Genomic DNA, 15,345 nt, shown 5'->3' on the forward strand with positions numbered 1-15,345 from the left:
GCGCCCGTCCCGCGATGAAGGCTGCCCATCGGTCGGTGATCGCATCGCTCAGCGCGAGCGCGTCCCCGTCCTCCTCCTCGAGGAGGGCGGCATCGGCCCTGTCGAGGTTCCGGAAGAGGAACGGAAGCTCGAGCGAGTGCGCCGCACCGCGCCATCATCGACGCGATGGGCGAACAGGAACGCGCGCGTCGACGCCTCTGCGCCCGCGCGCGCATCGAGGAGCCGGTGGCTCGGCTGCCGGTAGATCTCGTCGGCCAGGCATGCTTCGAGCGCCTCCGCATCCGACGGGGGACGACCGAGGACGAGGGCGAGCGCGTCGCGGTAGGCGGAGGAGCGATCGCCCTGCAGCCGGGGGAGCAGCGCCTGCAGCCGCTCGTCCGGTCGGCGACGCCACGCCTCGTCGTCACCGGCCTCGAGGTCGACAGCGCCGGACGCATCGTTGACGTTCGTGCCCACGATGAGGTCGACGTTCGTCGAGGCACCCTGTCGGAGGGCGGCTACGGGCGGGCGGGTCAGCAGACGCCCGTCGAGAGCGGCGCGGAACACCGCGACGGTCGTCGGGCTGCGCGAGGGACCGCTGGGCGAGGAGCCGGTTCTGCAGCCTCGAGGATCAGCGGTACCGGCAGGTCGAGGAGTCGGCGGGGTGCTGCGTGGAGGTCGAGGAGGCCGAGGAGATCGTCCGTGACGGCTTCGCCGTAGTCCCGGTCGCCGATCCGCTCGGGATCGGCGCTGTGCAGGATCGCCCGGTGGAAGAGCCCCGCGGCGGCATCGGCGGCGAGGAGCATCGCGACCGTCGTCGCGCCGGCCGATTGGCCCGCGAGGGTCACAGCCGAGGATCGCCTCCGAACGCGCCGATGTTCTCCCGCACCCACTCGAGCGCGGCGATCACGTCGTGGAGTGCGGCGTTCCCCGAGTCGCGGTACTCCTCGCCGAGGAGGTGGTCGAGGGTGAGGAATCCGAGGGCGCCGAGTCTGTGGTTGACTGCGACGACGACGGTGCCCGTGCGGGTGGCGAGGCGAGCACCGTCGCACAGGGGGTCGGAGTTCGATCCCGCCACGTGCAGCCCGCCGTGGATCCAGACGAGCACCGGGCGCCGCGCCGTCCCGCCTCGACGGTGCCCAGATGTTCAGGGTGAGGCAGGCGTCCTCGTCGCCGAGCGGGTCGCCGGAGCCCTGTGCGCTCTGCGGCGCCGACGGCCCGATCCGGGTCGCGGCCCGCACCCCGCCCCACCGTGCGACGGGAGCGGCAGGGCGGAAGCGGCGGGTCGCCCGGGCGAACGGGACGCCGAGGAAGGCGTGAGCGTCCCCGTCGGGAGTCCGTGCCGTCAGTCCGCGGACGCGGCCGGCGGGAGTATCACGCTCCGGCACGGTCGTCCTCGTGCCGCTGCAGGATCGGCCCGTGCCCTGGGAGAGCGTGCTCTGCAGCACGAGCGACGAGGCGCCGACGGCGGCGGCGTCGCGGGGGTTGCTCGAGAGCGAGACGTCGAGGGGGTGGGCGCGACGAGCGAAGCGGCGCTCGTCGAGCTTCGAGCGGATCGCCCGGGTGTAGATCGAGCCGGCGATGGCGACCCCCGGCCCGGTGAGCACGAGCTCGTCCAGGTCGAAGAGGTTGACGAGGGTGAGAGCGCCCTCCGCGAGGTGGTCGGCGGCCTTCCCGATGAGCGCGAGCGCTGCGGGGTGACCGTTGATGGCGGCGAGGCTCAGCACGTCGAGGTCGCGACCCTGCTCCTCCGGCCGGAACGCCAGCTCGAGGTCGATGAACGACTCGGGATCGTCGCGGGCGCCCTCGACGATGACGGCGGGGGCCGCGTAGCGCTCGAGGCAGCCGCGATTGCCGCAGAAGCACTCGCGACCGCCGGGGACGATCGAGATGTGGCCGACCTCGACCGCATTGGAGCTCGCGCCGCGGAGGAGAGCCCCGTCGAGGACGACTCCCGCGCCGATGCCGGTGCCGACGTAGATGGTGCCGAACGTGCGGTGTCGCGAGACGCCGCGGCTCCAGTACTCGCCGATGCCGGCCGCCGCGGCATCGTTGTCGAGGAGGATCGGAGCGCCGATGCCGGCGCCGAGTGCTCGCCGGAGCGGGAAGTCCCGCCAGTGGTGCAGTGTCGGAGGGCCCAGGACGCGGCCGGCCTGCTGGTCGATCGGACCGGGCGCCACAGCGGCGACCCCAGCGATCGAGCGCCGGTCGATCGCGGTCCCACGCACGAAGTCCTCGTAGGCGCCCACGATGCGCTCGGTGACCTCCTCTGGTGAGGCGAGCGCGGCTCCATCGATCTGCTGGCGCGCGATGACGCCGCCTCCGGTGTCGGTGGCCACGAGCGTGATCGACTCGAAGCCGAGCTGCACGCCGATGCCGATCCGGGCACGGGCGTTGATCTCGAGGAGCTGACGGGGCTTGCCGCCCGTCGAGGTCGAGCCGGTCTGCCGGATGATCCCGTCCGTGAGCAGCTTGCGGACGATCATCGAGATCGCCGGCTGCGTGAGGCCGGTCGCGGCCGTCAGCTCGACCCGGCTGATCGGACCGGACGAGCGGATGAGGTCGACCACGAGGGCACGGCTGCCGGGTGCGGCGGGAGTCGCTTCACGACGAGCCATGGGGGGCTCCTCTCATCACGTTCGACAGCGTACGGGACGGCCGACGGCCGGCTTCCGCGAAGAAGGGGAGCCGTGACGGAGCGCCCTACGCTGAGGGTCTGTGCAGAGAGGACTACGTCGATGACTCGGACGGCACTTCCCCGACCGATCGGCCTCGCGCTCGTCCGTGCGACCGAGATCATGGGTGCGGAGCCCTACTTCCACGAGTTCATCGCCGGAGTGGAGCGGACGGTGCGGCCCGCGGGGTACTCGGTGCTCCTGAACGTCCTGCCCGACGAGGCGGCCGAGTTCGAGACCTACCGGCGCTGGAGCGAGGACGGCGAGGTGAGCGCGGTCATCGTGGTCGACCTCGAGGTCGACGATCGCCGGCCCGAGTACGTCCGGAGCCTGGGGCTGCCGGCCGTCGTCGTCGGCCCCCCCAGCGCGGCGGACGGCTTCCGGGCCGTGTGGACGGACGACGACAACGCGATGCGCAGCGCCGTGGAGTTCCTCGAGGGCCTCGGGCATCGGCGGATCGCTCACGTCGCCGGCCCGGCGGAGCTCCTCCACACGCGGATCCGACGGGAGACGTTCGAGCACGAGTGCGGGCGGAGGGGAATCGCCGTGACGCATGCCTCCGGCGACTACTCGAGGGCCTCGGGCGCCCGCGCCCTGCGGTCGCTGCTGGAGGGCGCCGAGAAGCCCACTGCAGTCATCTTCGACAGCGACCTGATGGCGCTCGGCGGGCTCGACGAGGCCCGCGACGGCGGGAGGCAGGTCCCCAGCGAGCTGTCCCTCCTCGCGTGGGACGACTCCGCGCAGTGCCAGCTGAGCGAGCCGCCGCTGTCCGCGGTCTCGCACGACGTGCAGGTGATCGGGATGCTGGCCGGTCGCGAGCTGCTCGAGGAGATCGCCGGGCGAGGGGGCGACCCGATCAGCAGCCCGGCCGTGGTCATCGTCCCTCGCGGTTCCACGGGGGCTCCGACGACTTAGCTCGGGCCGGCGGCGGGAGCAAGCGGGAGGAAGCACTCGTCGATCGTTCCATAAATTATTTACTTTTGTATTGACGAGGGCCCCGCTGCGTCGACGAGTCTGTGGGGGCACCGCGAAAGAGCGCCCCTTGCCGCCGGTGCGTCCCGCCCGGTCGAAGGAGCCCTGGAGAACACATGACCCGATCAGCCCTGCCCGCCTCCCTGAGGACGCCTGTGCGTACCTGCCTCGCCGGTGCCGCTCTCATCGCTGTGACCGCGTCGACTCTCGTCGTCGCTGCCCCCGCCTCTGCCGACCCGCCGCTCGACTGGACCAGTGAGAACACCGATTTCGTCCAGCGCGAGGGCAGCTCGCTGATGCTCGACGGGGAGCGCTTCCGCGCGAGCGGCACCAACATCTACTGGCTCGGCCTCGACGAGAACGTCGAAGTGGACTACCCGACGTACTTCCGGATCAAGGACGCACTCGATACCGCCGCGCAGATGGGTGTCACCGTCGTCCGATCGCACATGATGACCTCGACGGGCCAGAACGATCAGAACCCCCTCGCGCTGATGCCCCGCCTCGGCGAGTACAACGAGGAGGCGTTCCGCACGATCGATTTCGCCGTCGCCTACGCGGGCACGCTCGGCATCCGGCTCGTGCTGCCGCTGACCGACGAGTGGCAGTACTACCACGGCGGTCACCGCGACTTCCGACACCGCTCGGCTTGGAGCCGGCCGACTTCTACGCCGACCCCGCCGCGATCGACAGCTACCAGGACTACGTCGACCACATCCTCGGGCACACCAACTCGATCACTGGGGATCCCGTTCGTCGACGACCCCACGATCATGGCCTGGGAGCTCGGCAACGAGCTCGAGGGGATGACCCTCGACTGGATCGACGAGCAGGTCGCCCACATCAAGGAGCAGGCGCCCGAGCAGCTCGTCGCTGCAGGCCGTCGCTTCGACATCGACCCCGACACCCTCGCGGCCGAGGACCTCGACATCGTCGACGTCCACTACTACCCGCCGACCGCGGAGCGCGTTTCGGCGGACGCCGCGACCGTCGCCGGCGCAGGCAAGGTCTACATCGCCGGTGAGTACGCTTCGACCGCTGCCAGCCAGGAGCTCCTCGGAGCCGTTGCAGCGGACGAGAACGTCTCGGGGATGTTCTTCTGGTCGCTCTTCGGCAACAACGACCGCGGCGGATTCGTGCCGCACGACGATGGCTTCACGCTCCACTACCCGGGCGACTCGCTCGAGAAGGAGAGCGTCGCCGCCATCCGAGGCGTACGGCGTAGAGACCGGCAGCACGCCGGGGAGCTCGAGCTCGGTTCGCCGCTGATCACAGCCATCGATCAGAACTACGGCATCAACGTCGTCTCCTGGCGCGGCACCGCCGGAGGCTGAGGGCTACGTGGTCCAGCGCTCCGTCGAGGACGGAGAGTGGACCGATCTGACGGAGGGGACCGTGTCCGCCTCCGCCTCGCCCGTCACCGATCTCGAATCACCGGCCGGCGCCCACCGCGTCATCCCGGTGGGTGCGGGCGACGAGCGCGGACCCGCGTCCGACGTCCTTGCCGCACCGACCGGAGGAGCCGTGCTCGTCGACCCGCTGCAGAGCTGGTCGCTCACGTCCGCACACGAGGGCGCCCGGATCACCGCCACCGTGGACGGTGGAGTCGTCCCGGCGGCCGCCGACGCGCCGCCAGCATCACGTGGCAGCGCGACGGAATCAGCGAGGCCTCCTTCCTCGTCTCCGACGTGGACGCCACTCGTCGAGACCACCGCGGACGGATCGACCTGGACGCCCGTACGGACCACGGCCACCGAACTCGACGGACGCACGACGATCACCGCCGCCGACCTCGCAGGCAGCGCTGTGCGACTCAGGCTGGACGGGTGCCGGCTCCGTCGAGCGCGCCACGATCACGAGCGCCGCGCGAAGGTGGCTCTATTCGACCCGCTGGACGACTTCTCGAAGACGACCTGCGCGACGGCAGCCTCTCCTTCGACAGCGGGAACCCCGCGCTGTTCGGCGGTGACGGCTCCGCGTGAAGCGCGACAGCGCCGACCCGGCGAGCCTGACCTACTCCCTCGACGACATCAGCGGCGCCGACATCACCGCCTACTACTGGCCCGACCAGCCGGTCGCGCCGTTGATGATCGAGGGCTCCGCGGACGGGACCACCTGGACGTCCCTCACCGTGGACGCACGCGGCGGAACCGGAAACTGGAAGGCCTACGTACAGCGCCCGCGGCTCTCTCGGGCGTCGATCGCCTCGGATCTCCTGGCCTCAGGCTCCGGGCGAGGTGTGGACGCCCCAGATCGGCTCCGTCGCGCCTCTTCTCGCCGAACGCGGCAGAGCCCGGAGCTCCCGGCGCCGCTGCGCTCGGAACCCCGAGGACGACGCCACCGCGATCCGGGCGACACCGACCTTCACGTGGCAGCCCGCCGTCGACGCCGCGTACTACCGATTCGAACTGTCGACCTCGAGCGACCTCTCGGATCCGCTCGTCTCAACCACCGGGCTGTCCGCGACTATCTACCGCCCGGCGACCGACCTGACCCCCGGCACCCGCTACTACTGGCAGGTCACGGCGGTGAACGAGGTCGGCGCTACCACCTCCGAGGTCCGCTCGTTCGAGGCGGCCGCCCTGCCCACGAACCCGTCATCATCGACGACTTCGAGAGCTACGCCGACGACGCGGCCCTGCAGGCCGCCTACGTCCGCAACACGGGCGGCGGCACCATCACACCGACGCTCGTACCGGACGCCGTCACCGGCTCCACTGCCGCACTCGACTACGACCTCGCCACCGCGGATACGCCGAGGTCGTGAAGACCTTCGACACCGCCCAGGACTGGTGGGGCCGCACCGGTCTCTCTTTCCAGGTCGACACCGACGCGGACGATCCCTCGCGGTGCAGTTCGTCGCGAACGGCGCCTACTGCGGAGGCCTCGGTCACGCCCGACGCCGACGGACCGCGACCATCGGATCCCGTTCGAGGACTTCGCCCCGCCGGCGTGGGCCCCGGAGGCGGACCTCGACCTGACGTCGGTCAGCCAGTACGCCCTCTACATCAACGGAAGCGGAACCGGCGCCCTCACCGTCGACGACGTGCAGGCAGTACCCGCCGGGTGACGCCCAGCCGACGCCGACGCCGACCCCGACCGGGACGCCGACCGCAACGCCGACGCCGACCGCGTCACCGACGCCGACTGCGACCCCACGCCGACTGACGCCCGCACCTGGGGGCCGTCCACTCCCTCGGTGCCTTCGTGGCTGGAGTGGCTGGTCAAGCGGTACCTGCCCGCCGTCTGGCAGTGGTGGCACGGCCGCCACTAGCCCACCTCCTCCCTTCCTCACCAGCACCACCCCGTCGCCGATGGCGGCGACGGCCCCAAGGAGAGCAACCGTGCACCGATACCACCCCACCCGCCGAACGGCGCTGATCGGCATCGCCGCCGTCGCCATCTCGGCATCCCTGCCCTCTCCGGATGCTCCGCCGGCGCGGGCAACGACTCCGGGAGAGCCCTCGGGCGAGATCACCGTCCTCACCAACCGCACCGACATCGTCGACACGACCTTCGCCGACTACGCGAAGGCGTTCGAGGAAAGTACCCCGGCACGACCGTGAAGTTCGAGGCGCTGACCGACTACGAGGGCGACACCAAGATCCGCCTGAACTCGAAGGACTACGGCGACGTACTGCTCATCGAGCTCGAACGTCACCAGGACGACTACGCGAACTACTTCGAGCCGCTCGGCAGCACCGAGGAGCTGTCGTCGCAGTACCGCTTCACCAATGAGGGTTCGTTCGACGGCACCGCCTACGGCATCTCGACCTTCAGCTCCGCCATGGGCTACGTCTTCAACCGCGACGTGTGGACCGCCGCCGGTGTCACGGCGCCGCCGACGACGGAGGAGGAGTACCTCGCCGCTCTCGAGAAGATCAAGGCGAACGGCGTCACTCCGTACTACACGAACTACAAGGACGGATGGCCCTCGCCACCATCGAGGGCAACCTCGGCACGGTGCAGGGCGAGGACGTGCGCACCGAGATGATCGCCGACGACGCTCCGTGGACCGAGGGCAACGACCAGTACAACATCGACGGTCTGCTCTACGACACGGTCGCCGCCGGCCTCAGCGAGGACGACCCGACCACCACCAACTGGGAGGAGTCGAAGGACCTGCTCGCCAGCGGCGACATCGGCTCGATGGTGCTCGGCTCCTGGGCCGTCTCGCAGATGCAGGACGCTGCCGAGAAGGCCGGCAAGCCGCGCGACACCATCGGCTTCTGGCCGATGCCCTGGGCACAGGACGGTGTCTTCCTCGGTGACCGCCTCGGACAAGTTCCTCGCGATCAACAAGAACTCCGAGAACAAGGCCACCGCTCGCGCCTGGATCGACTGGTTCACGAACGAGTCCGGCTACGCGGCGAGCCAGGGCGCGATCAACCCGGTCATCACCGACCCGCTCGACACCCTCGCCGACTTCGACGCACTCGGCGTGCAGTACCTCGAGCTCGCCCCCGACCCGGTCGGCAAGGAGGCGGTCATCAACGACATCGCCAACGAGGCCGAGATCGACCTCTTCGGCAACGCCTACCGCCAGAACTCATCGACGCCGCACGTGGCGCCGGCGACGGCGACAAGGGCCCTCTTCGCCGACCTCAACGAGCGCTGGGCCACCGCCCGCGCCGTCGTCGCGGAGTAAGACCCCGGGGGTGGCCCGCCGACCACGGCGGGTGCCACCCTCGACCGCATCCGAGAGATGCCGAGATCGACATGGCGATCACCGATGCTCCGCCTCTCGAGGTCGGAGCGAGCAAGAAGGATCCGCACCCGACGCGGGCAGCGGCTCACCGAGGCGCCGGATCACTCCGTGGCTCTTCCTGGCGGTGCCGCTCGCCTTCCTCGTCGTTCTGACCTACATCCCGGTCGCGAACATGTTCTGGTACAGCGTCACCGACTGGGACAGCCTCGACCCGGACAAGACCTTCGTCGGCCTCGAGACTACGTCGAGATCTTCACCCGGCCCGAGATCTTCCGCGTCTTCTTCGTCAGCCTCTTCTACCTCGCGGGCGCCGTCGCGCAGCTCGGACTCGCACTGTTCTTCGCGACGCTGCTGAGCTTCAACACCCGGTTCCGCAACTTCTTCAAGGGCGTCATCTTCTTCCCCTACCTGATCAACGGCGTCGCCATCGGGCTGATGTTCCTCTACTTCTTCCGACCCGACGGCACCCTCGACGCGGTCCTCGGCGCTCTCGGGTGCAGGACACTCCGCAGTGGCTCGGCGACCCCTCGGTGGTGAACGTCTCCCTCGCCGCCACCTCGGTCTGGCGGTACATGGGACTGAACTTCGTGCTGTTCCTCGGCGCCATCCAGTCGGTGCCCGAAGAGCAGTACGAGGCCGCCCGACATCGACGGCGCGACCGCCTTCGACAAGTTCCGCTTCATCATCGTGCCGAGCATCCGGCGCATCCTCGAGCTCTCGTTCATCCTCGCGATCGCCGGAGCCCTGTCGGCGTTCGAGATGCCGTACATCATGACCGGCGGCGCCAACAGGTCCGAGACCTTTGTCATCCAGACCGTCGACACCGCCTTCCGCTACTCGAAGGTCGGCCTCGCCTCGGCCATGGCCGTCGTCCTGCTCGCGATCGTCCTCATCATCACCGCGGTCCAGCGCCGCGTCTTCCCCGACGAGAAAGGCGGCCAGGAATGACCGACACTCAGCCGCGACAGGCCGACGTCACCGGTCTGCCCGTCGAGGACAGCGGCCCGCGATCACCTCGCCCGCGCCGGCTCGGCGTCGACGCGGCCGATCCCGCTCCACCCTCGCCGGCCTCGGCAAGTACGGCTCGCTCGTGATCGCCTGCGTGTTCGCGCTGCTCCCGATCGTCACCATCTTCATGCTCGCGTTCAAGACGTCGGCGGAATACCGCAGCACCGGCCCCTCCGTGCCCCCGAGCAACTGGTTCAACTTCGAGAACTTCGCGATCGCCTTCACCCAGGGCGGGATCGGTCGCGGGCTTCCTCGACACCGGGATCACTCCTGGTGGTGTCGATCGCCGGCACCGTCTTCATCGGGACGATGGCGGCGTACGCGATCGACCGCTTCCGCTTCCGCGGACGGCGCCTCGTGACCGGGCTCTTCCTGCTGGCGACCCTCGTGCCGGGAGTCACGACGCAGGTCGCGACCTTCCAGGTGATCAACGCGCTCGACCTCTTCAACACCCGCTGGTCGGCGATCCTGCTCTTCACCGGCACCGACATCGTCGCGATCTACATCTTCCTGCAGTTCGTGCAGTCGATCCCCGTCTCCCTCGACGAGGCCGCGATGCTCGACGGCGCGAGCCGCTTCACCGTGTACTGGCGGATCATCCTGCCGCTGCTCAAGCCCGCGATCGCGACCGTCGTGATCATCAAGGGCATCGCGGTCTACAACGAGTTCTACATCCCCTTCCTCTACATGCCCTCGCGCGATCTCGGCGTGATCTCGACCTCCCTCTTCCGCTTCATGGGGCCCTTCGGGGCGCAGTGCGGAGGTCATCGCCGCCGGCACGATCCTCGTGATCGTCCCGACGCTGATCGCGTTCCTCTTCCTCCAGCGCTTCATCTACAACGGACTGACATCAGGAGCTACGAAGTGACCCACACCCTCGACACCACCCCTCGCACCGCGGCGGCCACCAGCCGTCCGCTGCACGACGGCTGGAGCGTCCGCGCGACCCGCGGGCCGATTCCCGCCGAGCTGGTCTCGGCCGTCGTCCCCGCGGTCGTCCCCGGCCTCGTCCACACCGACCTGCTCGCGGCCGGGCTCATCCCCGACCCGTACCTCGACCAGAACGAGAAGAAGGTGACCTGGATCGGCGAGACCGACTGGGAGTACTCCACCTCCTTCGACTGGACGCCCGACGACCACGACGTGCACGAGCTCGTCTTCGAAGGCCTCGACACCGTCGCCACCGTGTCCCTCAACGGTCACGAGATCGCGAGCACCCGCAACCAGCACCGCACCTACCGCGTGCGCGTCGACGGCGTGCTGCACGAAGGCGCGAACGAACTCGTCGTGCGCTTCGCGTCTCCCGTCGCGGAGGCGGACCGGGCCAGCCTCGAGATCGGCTACCGTCCGCACACCTACTCCCACCCCTTCAACGCGCTCCGCAAGGCCGCCTGCAACTTCGGCTGGGACTGGGGCCTGGACGCCGCCTCCGTCGGTATCTGGAAGCCGCTCACCCTGGCGGCCTGGACCACCGCGCGGCTCGCTTCCGTGCGACCCGTCGTCACCGTCGACGGAAGCACGGGCCGAGTGGCCGTGCACATCGACCTCGACCGCACCTCCGACGTCGAGGTCGAGCTGGACGCCACCGTCGCCGGAGTGACGGCGACCACCGCTGTCCCCGCCGACGAGAGCTCGGCGGTGCTCGAGCTCTCGGTCGAGGACGTCGCTGTGTGGTGGCCGCGCGGCTTCGGCGAGCAGCCCCTCTTCGACCTCGAGGTCGTCCTGAGCATCGACGGCGAGTCGATCGACTCCCGCTCGCACCGCATCGGCTTCCGCACCATCGACGTCCAGCTCGACCAGGACGCGGAGGGGACCTCGTTCCGCTTCGTCGTGAACGGCGAGCCCGTCTGGATCCGCGGTGCGAACTGGATCCCCGACGACGCCTTCGCCACCCGCGTCGACCGCGCCCGTCTCGCCCGACGGATGGACCAGGCTGAGTTCGCCAACATGAACCTGCTGCGCATCTGGGGCGGCGGCTACTTCGAGTCCGACGACTTCTACGAGCTCTGCGACGAGCGCGGGATCCTCGTCTGGCAGGACTTCCTCTTCGCCTGCGCCGCCTACGCCGAGGAGGAGCCGCTGCGCAGCGAGGTCGAGGCCGAGGTGCGCGACAACGTGACCCGCATCATGCCGCACCCGAGCCTCGCGCTCTGGAACGGCAACAACGAGAACATCTGGGGCTTCGAGGAGTGGGGCTGGGAGAAGCGTCTCCAGGGCCGCACCTGGGGGCTCGGGTACTACCTCGACCTCCTGCCGCGCCTGGTCGCGGAGCTCGACCCCGAGCGCGCCTACACCCCGGGCAGCCGTGGTCCGGTGACCCGCAGATCTTCGCGAACGACGTCGATCACGGCTCCGTGCACCTCTGGGAGCTGTGGAACCGCGTGGACTACCCCGCGTACCGCGACGTGCACGCCCGATTCGTCGCCGAGTTCGGCTGGCAGGGGCCGGCGAGCTGGTCCACGATCCAGCGCTCGATCTCGGATTCTCCGCTGACCCCGGAGTCGCCCGGGATGATCCACCACCAGAAGGCGACCGACGGCAACGACAAGCTCACGGACGGACTCGTCGCGCACCTGCCGCTGCCGGACGACACCGAGGACTGGCACTGGGCCATGTCCCTGAATCAGGCGCTCGCGGTCACCCTGGCGATCGAGCACCAGCGCTCCGAGAGCCCGCGCTGCATGGGCTCGATCGTCTGGCAGCTGAACGACTGCTGGCCCGTCACCTCCTGGGCGGCGGTGGACGGCTACGGCGTCGCCAAGCCGCTGCTCTACGCGCTCAAGCACGTCTACGAGGACCGCCTGCTCACCGTGCAGCCCCGGGACGAGGGCCTCGCGGTGGTCGCGGTGAACGACAGTGCTCTCGAGTGGTCGGGGGAGTGCATCGTCCGCCGCATGAGCTTCGAGGACGAGTGCTGGCGGAGGAGCGGCACGAGGTGGCTCTGGCTGCGCGCTCGACCGCGACGCTCGCGGTCGGCATCGGCGCGGCGGGTGACGCCACCTCCGAGCTCCTCGTGGTCGACCTCGCCGGGGAACGCGCCTTCTGGTTCTTCGCCGAGTACCGCGCCTCTGCGCTCGAGGCGGCCGTGGTCACGACGTCGGTGCGGCAGCTCGACGGCGTCGCGGAGGTGACGGTCACGGCCGAGAACCTCGTGCGCGACCTCACCCTCCTCGTCGACAAGCTCGACCAGGCCGCGACGGTCGACGACCAGCTCGTCACCCTGCTGCCGGGCGAGGCCGTGACGTTCCGGGTCAGAGCGCAGTCGCCGCTGGACGCGGACGCCCTGGTCTCGTCGAGCGTGCTGCGGACCGCGAACCAGCTCGTCGCCGACTGAGCTGACGCCCACCGGGGCTGAGCGGTGGCGTCGCTTCGACCCGCTGCTCAGCCCCCTGCCGCTTCTCGAGGAGAACCGATGCGCTTCCCTGCTCACCTCTGGCGTCGCTGCGCCCTCCGGCGACGCCTGTTCGCCGGCGGGCGCGGTCCCCCTCGCTGCCCGGCGCGCTGCCGCCGCGGGACGCCTCGGCTCAGGCCCGCGCCCCTCGGCCGACCTGCCGTGAGCGCGCGATCGGAGCGAGCGCCGCACCAGGACCGCGATCGACGCGGACCATCCGCTGCGCTCCGCTCTACGGCCCTCCGAGGTGGCGACTCGTGTCGGCCGCGATCGCCTTCGCCGTCAAGGACAGCCCGCTGTGGATCCTGCCGCTGGTGACGGCGGCCGTCGTCGACGCCACTGGTGGCCGGGGATCCCCCGAGGCGCTGCTGCTCCCGGCCGCCGCGGGGGCGGCCACCATCGTGGTCAGCGTGGCCGCGAACGGCGTCTTCGTACGGCTCTTCTCGTCGTCCGTCCGTTCCATGGGCGCACGTCTCCGTGAGGCGCTCGCAGAGCGCCTCCAGCTGTTGTCCTTCGGCTACCACGCTCGGGGCAGCGCGTCGGTGCTGCAGACCAAGATCGTGCGCGATGTGGAGAACCTGGAGCTCATGCTCCAGCAGGCGTTCGGGCCGCTGCTCAACGCTGTGGTGATCCTCGTCGGGGCCGGCGTGGCGACCGCGCTCCGAGTGCCCCAGTTCCTCCCGGTCCTCGCGCTCACCCTCCCGCTCGCTGCGGGGCTCATCCTCTGGCTCGCCGCTCCCGCACCGCGGCGAGCAGCGAGACCTTCCGCCTCGACGTCGAGACCATGTCGTCGGCCGTCGGCGGATGTCGTCTCTCCAGGAGGTCACCCGGGCCCACGGGCTGGAGCAGGTCTCGGCGCGGAGAGTGGTCGAGGCGGCGCATCGCGTCGAGCGCGCCGGCTTGCGGCTCGACCGCCTCAACGGCCGCTTCGGCGCACTGTCGTGGAGCAGCTATCAGGTGATCACGCTCGGATCCTGTTCGGCGCCGCGCTGGTGACGATGACGGGCGCTCTCCCGATCTCGGTCGGCGAGGTAGTGCTGCTGAGCTCGTACTTCGCCCTGCTCACCGGCGCGATCACCGGGCGCGTTCCAGACCGCGCCGCTGATCACCCGCGGGACTGGCGTCGCGACGCTCCATCGCCGAGGTCCTCACCGATCCTGATGTCGAGAGGAACGAGGGAGGCGCTGTCGTCGAGGCGCTCGATGGCGCGATCGACTTCGAGTCCGTCTCGTTCTCGTACCGGGAGGAGGAGGTCCTCTCGGAGGTGACCCTGCACATCGCGCCGGGACAGACGGTCGCCTTCGTCGGCGCGTCCGGATCGGGCAAGTCGACCCTGACCAGGCTCGTTCTCGGCTTCCTGCGGCCGACCCGCGGGCAGGTGCTGCTCGATGGTCGCGACGTCGGCGAGCTCGACATGCGCAGTGTGCGGCGCTTCGTCTCGGTGGTGCCGCAGGAATCGGTCCTGTTCCGCGGGAGCATCCGCGACAACATCCTGTACGGCTCTCCGGACACGAGCGACGAGCAGCTCGTGGCGGCACTCGCATGCCGCGAACGCCGACTTCGTCCTCTCGCTCCCCGACGGCTGGAACACCACCGTGGGTGAGCGGGGTGGGCAACTCTCCGGAGGGCAGAGGCAGCGACTCGCGATCGCTCGCGCGCTCATCCGCGATCCGCGACTGCTGATCCTCGACGAGGCGACCGCCGCGCTCGATCCGCGAGCGGAAGCCGAGGTGCGCGAGGCCCTCGAGCGTCTCCGGGAAGGCCGGACGACTCTGATCGTGGCGCATCGGCTGAGCACGGTCAGAACGGCCGATCGGATCGTCGTCCTCGACGGCGGGCGCGTGATCGAGGAGGGGACCCACGAGCAGCTGCTCTCTGCGCGAGGAGCGTTACGCCGAGATGAGCGGAGCCGTCTCGACGGTGCCGGGGAGCGGATCCCCGGCACCGCCGCTCCTCAGGGCAGCGTCAGCTCGCCCTGGTTGAGCACGCGCGGATGGAAGTAGGCGCTCTGGATCGCGGCGCTGGTGTTGCCGCCGCGCAGCTGCTCCGACCAGATCATGAAGTACGACCACCGCGGCTGACCCTGCAGGAGCGTCGCATCGGGGACCTTCCCCATCTCGGCGAGGGCGATCGGCTTCGGTCCGGCGATGGACTGCATCTGCTGGTAGTCCGAAGCACTCGGGAAGCTCTTGTACCAGACATCGAGCGAGACGACGTCGACGTACGAGGCCCCCGGATAGTAGGTGGACCAGCCGCCCTGCGGGTTGTCCTGGACGTTCCACACCCAGATCAGGTTCGTCAGGCCCTGGGAGTCGAAGTAGTCGCGCATCTGCTGGTAGATCTTCGCCCCGCCGTTCGCTCCTGGGCGTCCGCCCCACCAGTTCCAGGTCTCGTTCATCTCATGGAACGGGCGGAACAGAACGGGGACGCCGGCGTCCTTGAGCTGGCGGAGGTACGGCACGACCTCGCTCATCCGCTGCCGCCACGTGGTGTTCAGCGCGGTGCCCCCGGTGACGATCTGCTGGAACTGCGCGTCGGTGATCAGGCTCTTCACACCCCGTCGAAGGCGCAGGTGCTCGGCCCGGTCGGCGGGCAGACGTGCCAGGCCAGCG

At 69.8% G+C, this 15,345-nt stretch carries 19 protein-coding genes and 2 pseudogenes; 18 read left to right on the forward strand and 3 right to left on the reverse strand.

The window, feature by feature from the left end:
* Positions 1-48: 48 nt before the first annotated feature.
* Both AC0CII_RS17685 and AC0CII_RS17690 read right to left on the reverse strand, forming a co-directional pair.
* Positions 49-546, reverse strand: a complete 498-nt coding sequence (locus AC0CII_RS17685; protein ID WP_465230192.1) for a hypothetical protein — start codon at positions 544-546, stop codon at positions 49-51.
* The gene (locus AC0CII_RS17690; RefSeq protein WP_465230193.1) at positions 513-2,597 is read right to left on the reverse strand and encodes an ROK family protein; all 2,085 of its coding nucleotides are present in this window, start codon (positions 2,595-2,597) and stop codon (positions 513-515) included. The genes AC0CII_RS17685 and AC0CII_RS17690 overlap by 34 nt, the downstream gene beginning before the upstream one ends.
* Positions 2,598-2,717: 120 nt before the next feature.
* Between AC0CII_RS17690 and AC0CII_RS17695 the strand changes: the two genes are divergently transcribed.
* The 18 genes and pseudogenes from AC0CII_RS17695 (at position 2,718) to AC0CII_RS17780 (ending at position 14,736) form a co-directional block, all read left to right on the forward strand.
* Entirely contained in the window at positions 2,718-3,569 is an 852-nt protein-coding gene (locus tag AC0CII_RS17695) for a LacI family DNA-binding transcriptional regulator (protein ID WP_465230194.1), read from the forward strand.
* 248 nt (positions 3,570-3,817) lie between these two features.
* A complete protein-coding gene (locus tag AC0CII_RS17700) occupies positions 3,818-4,960 on the forward strand; it encodes a cellulase family glycosylhydrolase (protein ID WP_465230195.1) in 1,143 nt (380 codons plus the stop codon).
* A 644-nt stretch (positions 4,961-5,604) separates the two neighbouring features.
* Positions 5,605-6,393: a hypothetical protein gene (locus tag AC0CII_RS17705; RefSeq protein ID WP_465230196.1), complete on the forward strand. Its 789-nt coding sequence runs from the start codon at positions 5,605-5,607 to the stop codon at positions 6,391-6,393.
* Entirely contained in the window at positions 6,390-6,794 is a 405-nt protein-coding gene (locus AC0CII_RS17710) for a hypothetical protein (protein ID WP_465230197.1), read from the forward strand. Before AC0CII_RS17705 ends, AC0CII_RS17710 begins: the two co-directional genes overlap by 4 nt.
* A 176-nt stretch (positions 6,795-6,970) precedes the next feature.
* Positions 6,971-7,192 carry a hypothetical protein gene (locus AC0CII_RS17715; protein WP_465230198.1) on the forward strand — a complete coding sequence of 74 codons (222 nt, stop codon included), beginning with the start codon at positions 6,971-6,973 and terminating at the stop codon, positions 7,190-7,192.
* Positions 7,189-7,620 (forward strand): hypothetical protein, encoded by a 432-nt coding sequence (locus AC0CII_RS17720; protein WP_465230199.1) that lies wholly within the window; start codon positions 7,189-7,191, stop codon positions 7,618-7,620. Before AC0CII_RS17715 ends, AC0CII_RS17720 begins: the two co-directional genes overlap by 4 nt.
* Positions 7,617-7,808 (forward strand): annotated as a pseudogene (locus AC0CII_RS17725) (carbohydrate ABC transporter substrate-binding protein); the annotation flags it as partial. The gene AC0CII_RS17720 and the pseudogene AC0CII_RS17725, both read left to right, overlap by 4 nt.
* A gap of 85 nt (positions 7,809-7,893) precedes the next feature.
* Entirely contained in the window at positions 7,894-8,274 is a 381-nt protein-coding gene (locus AC0CII_RS17730; RefSeq protein WP_465231127.1) for a hypothetical protein, read from the forward strand.
* 84 nt (positions 8,275-8,358) lie between these two features.
* Positions 8,359-8,871, forward strand: a complete 513-nt coding sequence (locus AC0CII_RS17735; protein ID WP_465231128.1) for a hypothetical protein — start codon at positions 8,359-8,361, stop codon at positions 8,869-8,871.
* Positions 8,872-9,021: 150 nt separating this feature from the next.
* On the forward strand, positions 9,022-9,282 hold the full coding sequence (locus AC0CII_RS17740; RefSeq protein WP_465230200.1) for a hypothetical protein: 261 nt from the start codon (positions 9,022-9,024) through the stop codon (positions 9,280-9,282).
* Positions 9,279-9,428 (forward strand): hypothetical protein, encoded by a 150-nt coding sequence (locus AC0CII_RS17745; protein ID WP_465230201.1) that lies wholly within the window; start codon positions 9,279-9,281, stop codon positions 9,426-9,428. Before AC0CII_RS17740 ends, AC0CII_RS17745 begins: the two co-directional genes overlap by 4 nt.
* Positions 9,429-9,436: 8 nt before the next feature.
* Positions 9,437-9,703 (forward strand): hypothetical protein, encoded by a 267-nt coding sequence (locus AC0CII_RS17750; RefSeq protein ID WP_465230202.1) that lies wholly within the window; start codon positions 9,437-9,439, stop codon positions 9,701-9,703.
* Positions 9,616-11,835: a glycosyl hydrolase 2 galactose-binding domain-containing protein gene (locus AC0CII_RS17755; protein ID WP_465230203.1), complete on the forward strand. Its 2,220-nt coding sequence runs from the start codon at positions 9,616-9,618 to the stop codon at positions 11,833-11,835. The genes AC0CII_RS17750 and AC0CII_RS17755 overlap by 88 nt, the downstream gene beginning before the upstream one ends.
* Positions 11,724-12,473, forward strand: a complete 750-nt coding sequence (locus tag AC0CII_RS17760; protein ID WP_465230204.1) for a hypothetical protein — start codon at positions 11,724-11,726, stop codon at positions 12,471-12,473. The genes AC0CII_RS17755 and AC0CII_RS17760 overlap by 112 nt, the downstream gene beginning before the upstream one ends.
* Positions 12,443-12,676, forward strand: coding sequence for a hypothetical protein (locus AC0CII_RS17765; RefSeq protein WP_465230205.1), 234 nt, complete (start codon positions 12,443-12,445; stop codon positions 12,674-12,676). The genes AC0CII_RS17760 and AC0CII_RS17765 overlap by 31 nt, the downstream gene beginning before the upstream one ends.
* Before the next feature lie 314 nt (positions 12,677-12,990).
* The gene (locus AC0CII_RS17770; protein ID WP_465230206.1) at positions 12,991-14,001 is read left to right on the forward strand and encodes an ABC transporter transmembrane domain-containing protein; all 1,011 of its coding nucleotides are present in this window, start codon (positions 12,991-12,993) and stop codon (positions 13,999-14,001) included.
* Positions 13,998-14,183: pseudogene (locus AC0CII_RS17775) on the forward strand (ATP-binding cassette domain-containing protein); the annotation flags it as partial. The gene AC0CII_RS17770 and the pseudogene AC0CII_RS17775, both read left to right, overlap by 4 nt.
* Complete coding sequence (locus tag AC0CII_RS17780) at positions 14,122-14,736, forward strand: ATP-binding cassette domain-containing protein (protein WP_465230207.1); 615 nt, start codon at positions 14,122-14,124, stop codon at positions 14,734-14,736. The pseudogene AC0CII_RS17775 and the gene AC0CII_RS17780, both read left to right, overlap by 62 nt.
* Here the strand turns inward: AC0CII_RS17780 and AC0CII_RS17785 are convergent.
* Positions 14,688-15,287 carry a glycoside hydrolase family 26 protein gene (locus AC0CII_RS17785; protein WP_465230208.1) on the reverse strand — a complete coding sequence of 200 codons (600 nt, stop codon included), beginning with the start codon at positions 15,285-15,287 and terminating at the stop codon, positions 14,688-14,690. The genes AC0CII_RS17780 and AC0CII_RS17785 overlap by 49 nt on opposite strands.
* Positions 15,288-15,345 lie beyond the last annotated feature (58 nt).

This window comes from Rathayibacter sp. AC182, assembly GCF_979253875.1.

Excerpts from the sequence above, each read along its gene's own strand:
- AC0CII_RS17780 (WP_465230207.1), top strand. The coding sequence starts at position 14,122 with ATGGTCGCGACGTCGGCGAGCTCGACATGCGCAGTGTGCGGCGCTTCG.
- AC0CII_RS17745 (WP_465230201.1), top strand. The coding sequence starts at position 9,279 with ATGACCGACACTCAGCCGCGACAGGCCGACGTCACCGGTCTGCCCGTC.
- AC0CII_RS17695 (WP_465230194.1), top strand. The coding sequence starts at position 2,718 with ATGACTCGGACGGCACTTCCCCGACCGATCGGCCTCGCGCTCGTCCGT.
- AC0CII_RS17690 (WP_465230193.1), bottom strand. The coding sequence starts at position 2,597 with ATGGCTCGTCGTGAAGCGACTCCCGCCGCACCCGGCAGCCGTGCCCTC.
- AC0CII_RS17735 (WP_465231128.1), top strand. The coding sequence starts at position 8,359 with ATGCTCCGCCTCTCGAGGTCGGAGCGAGCAAGAAGGATCCGCACCCGA.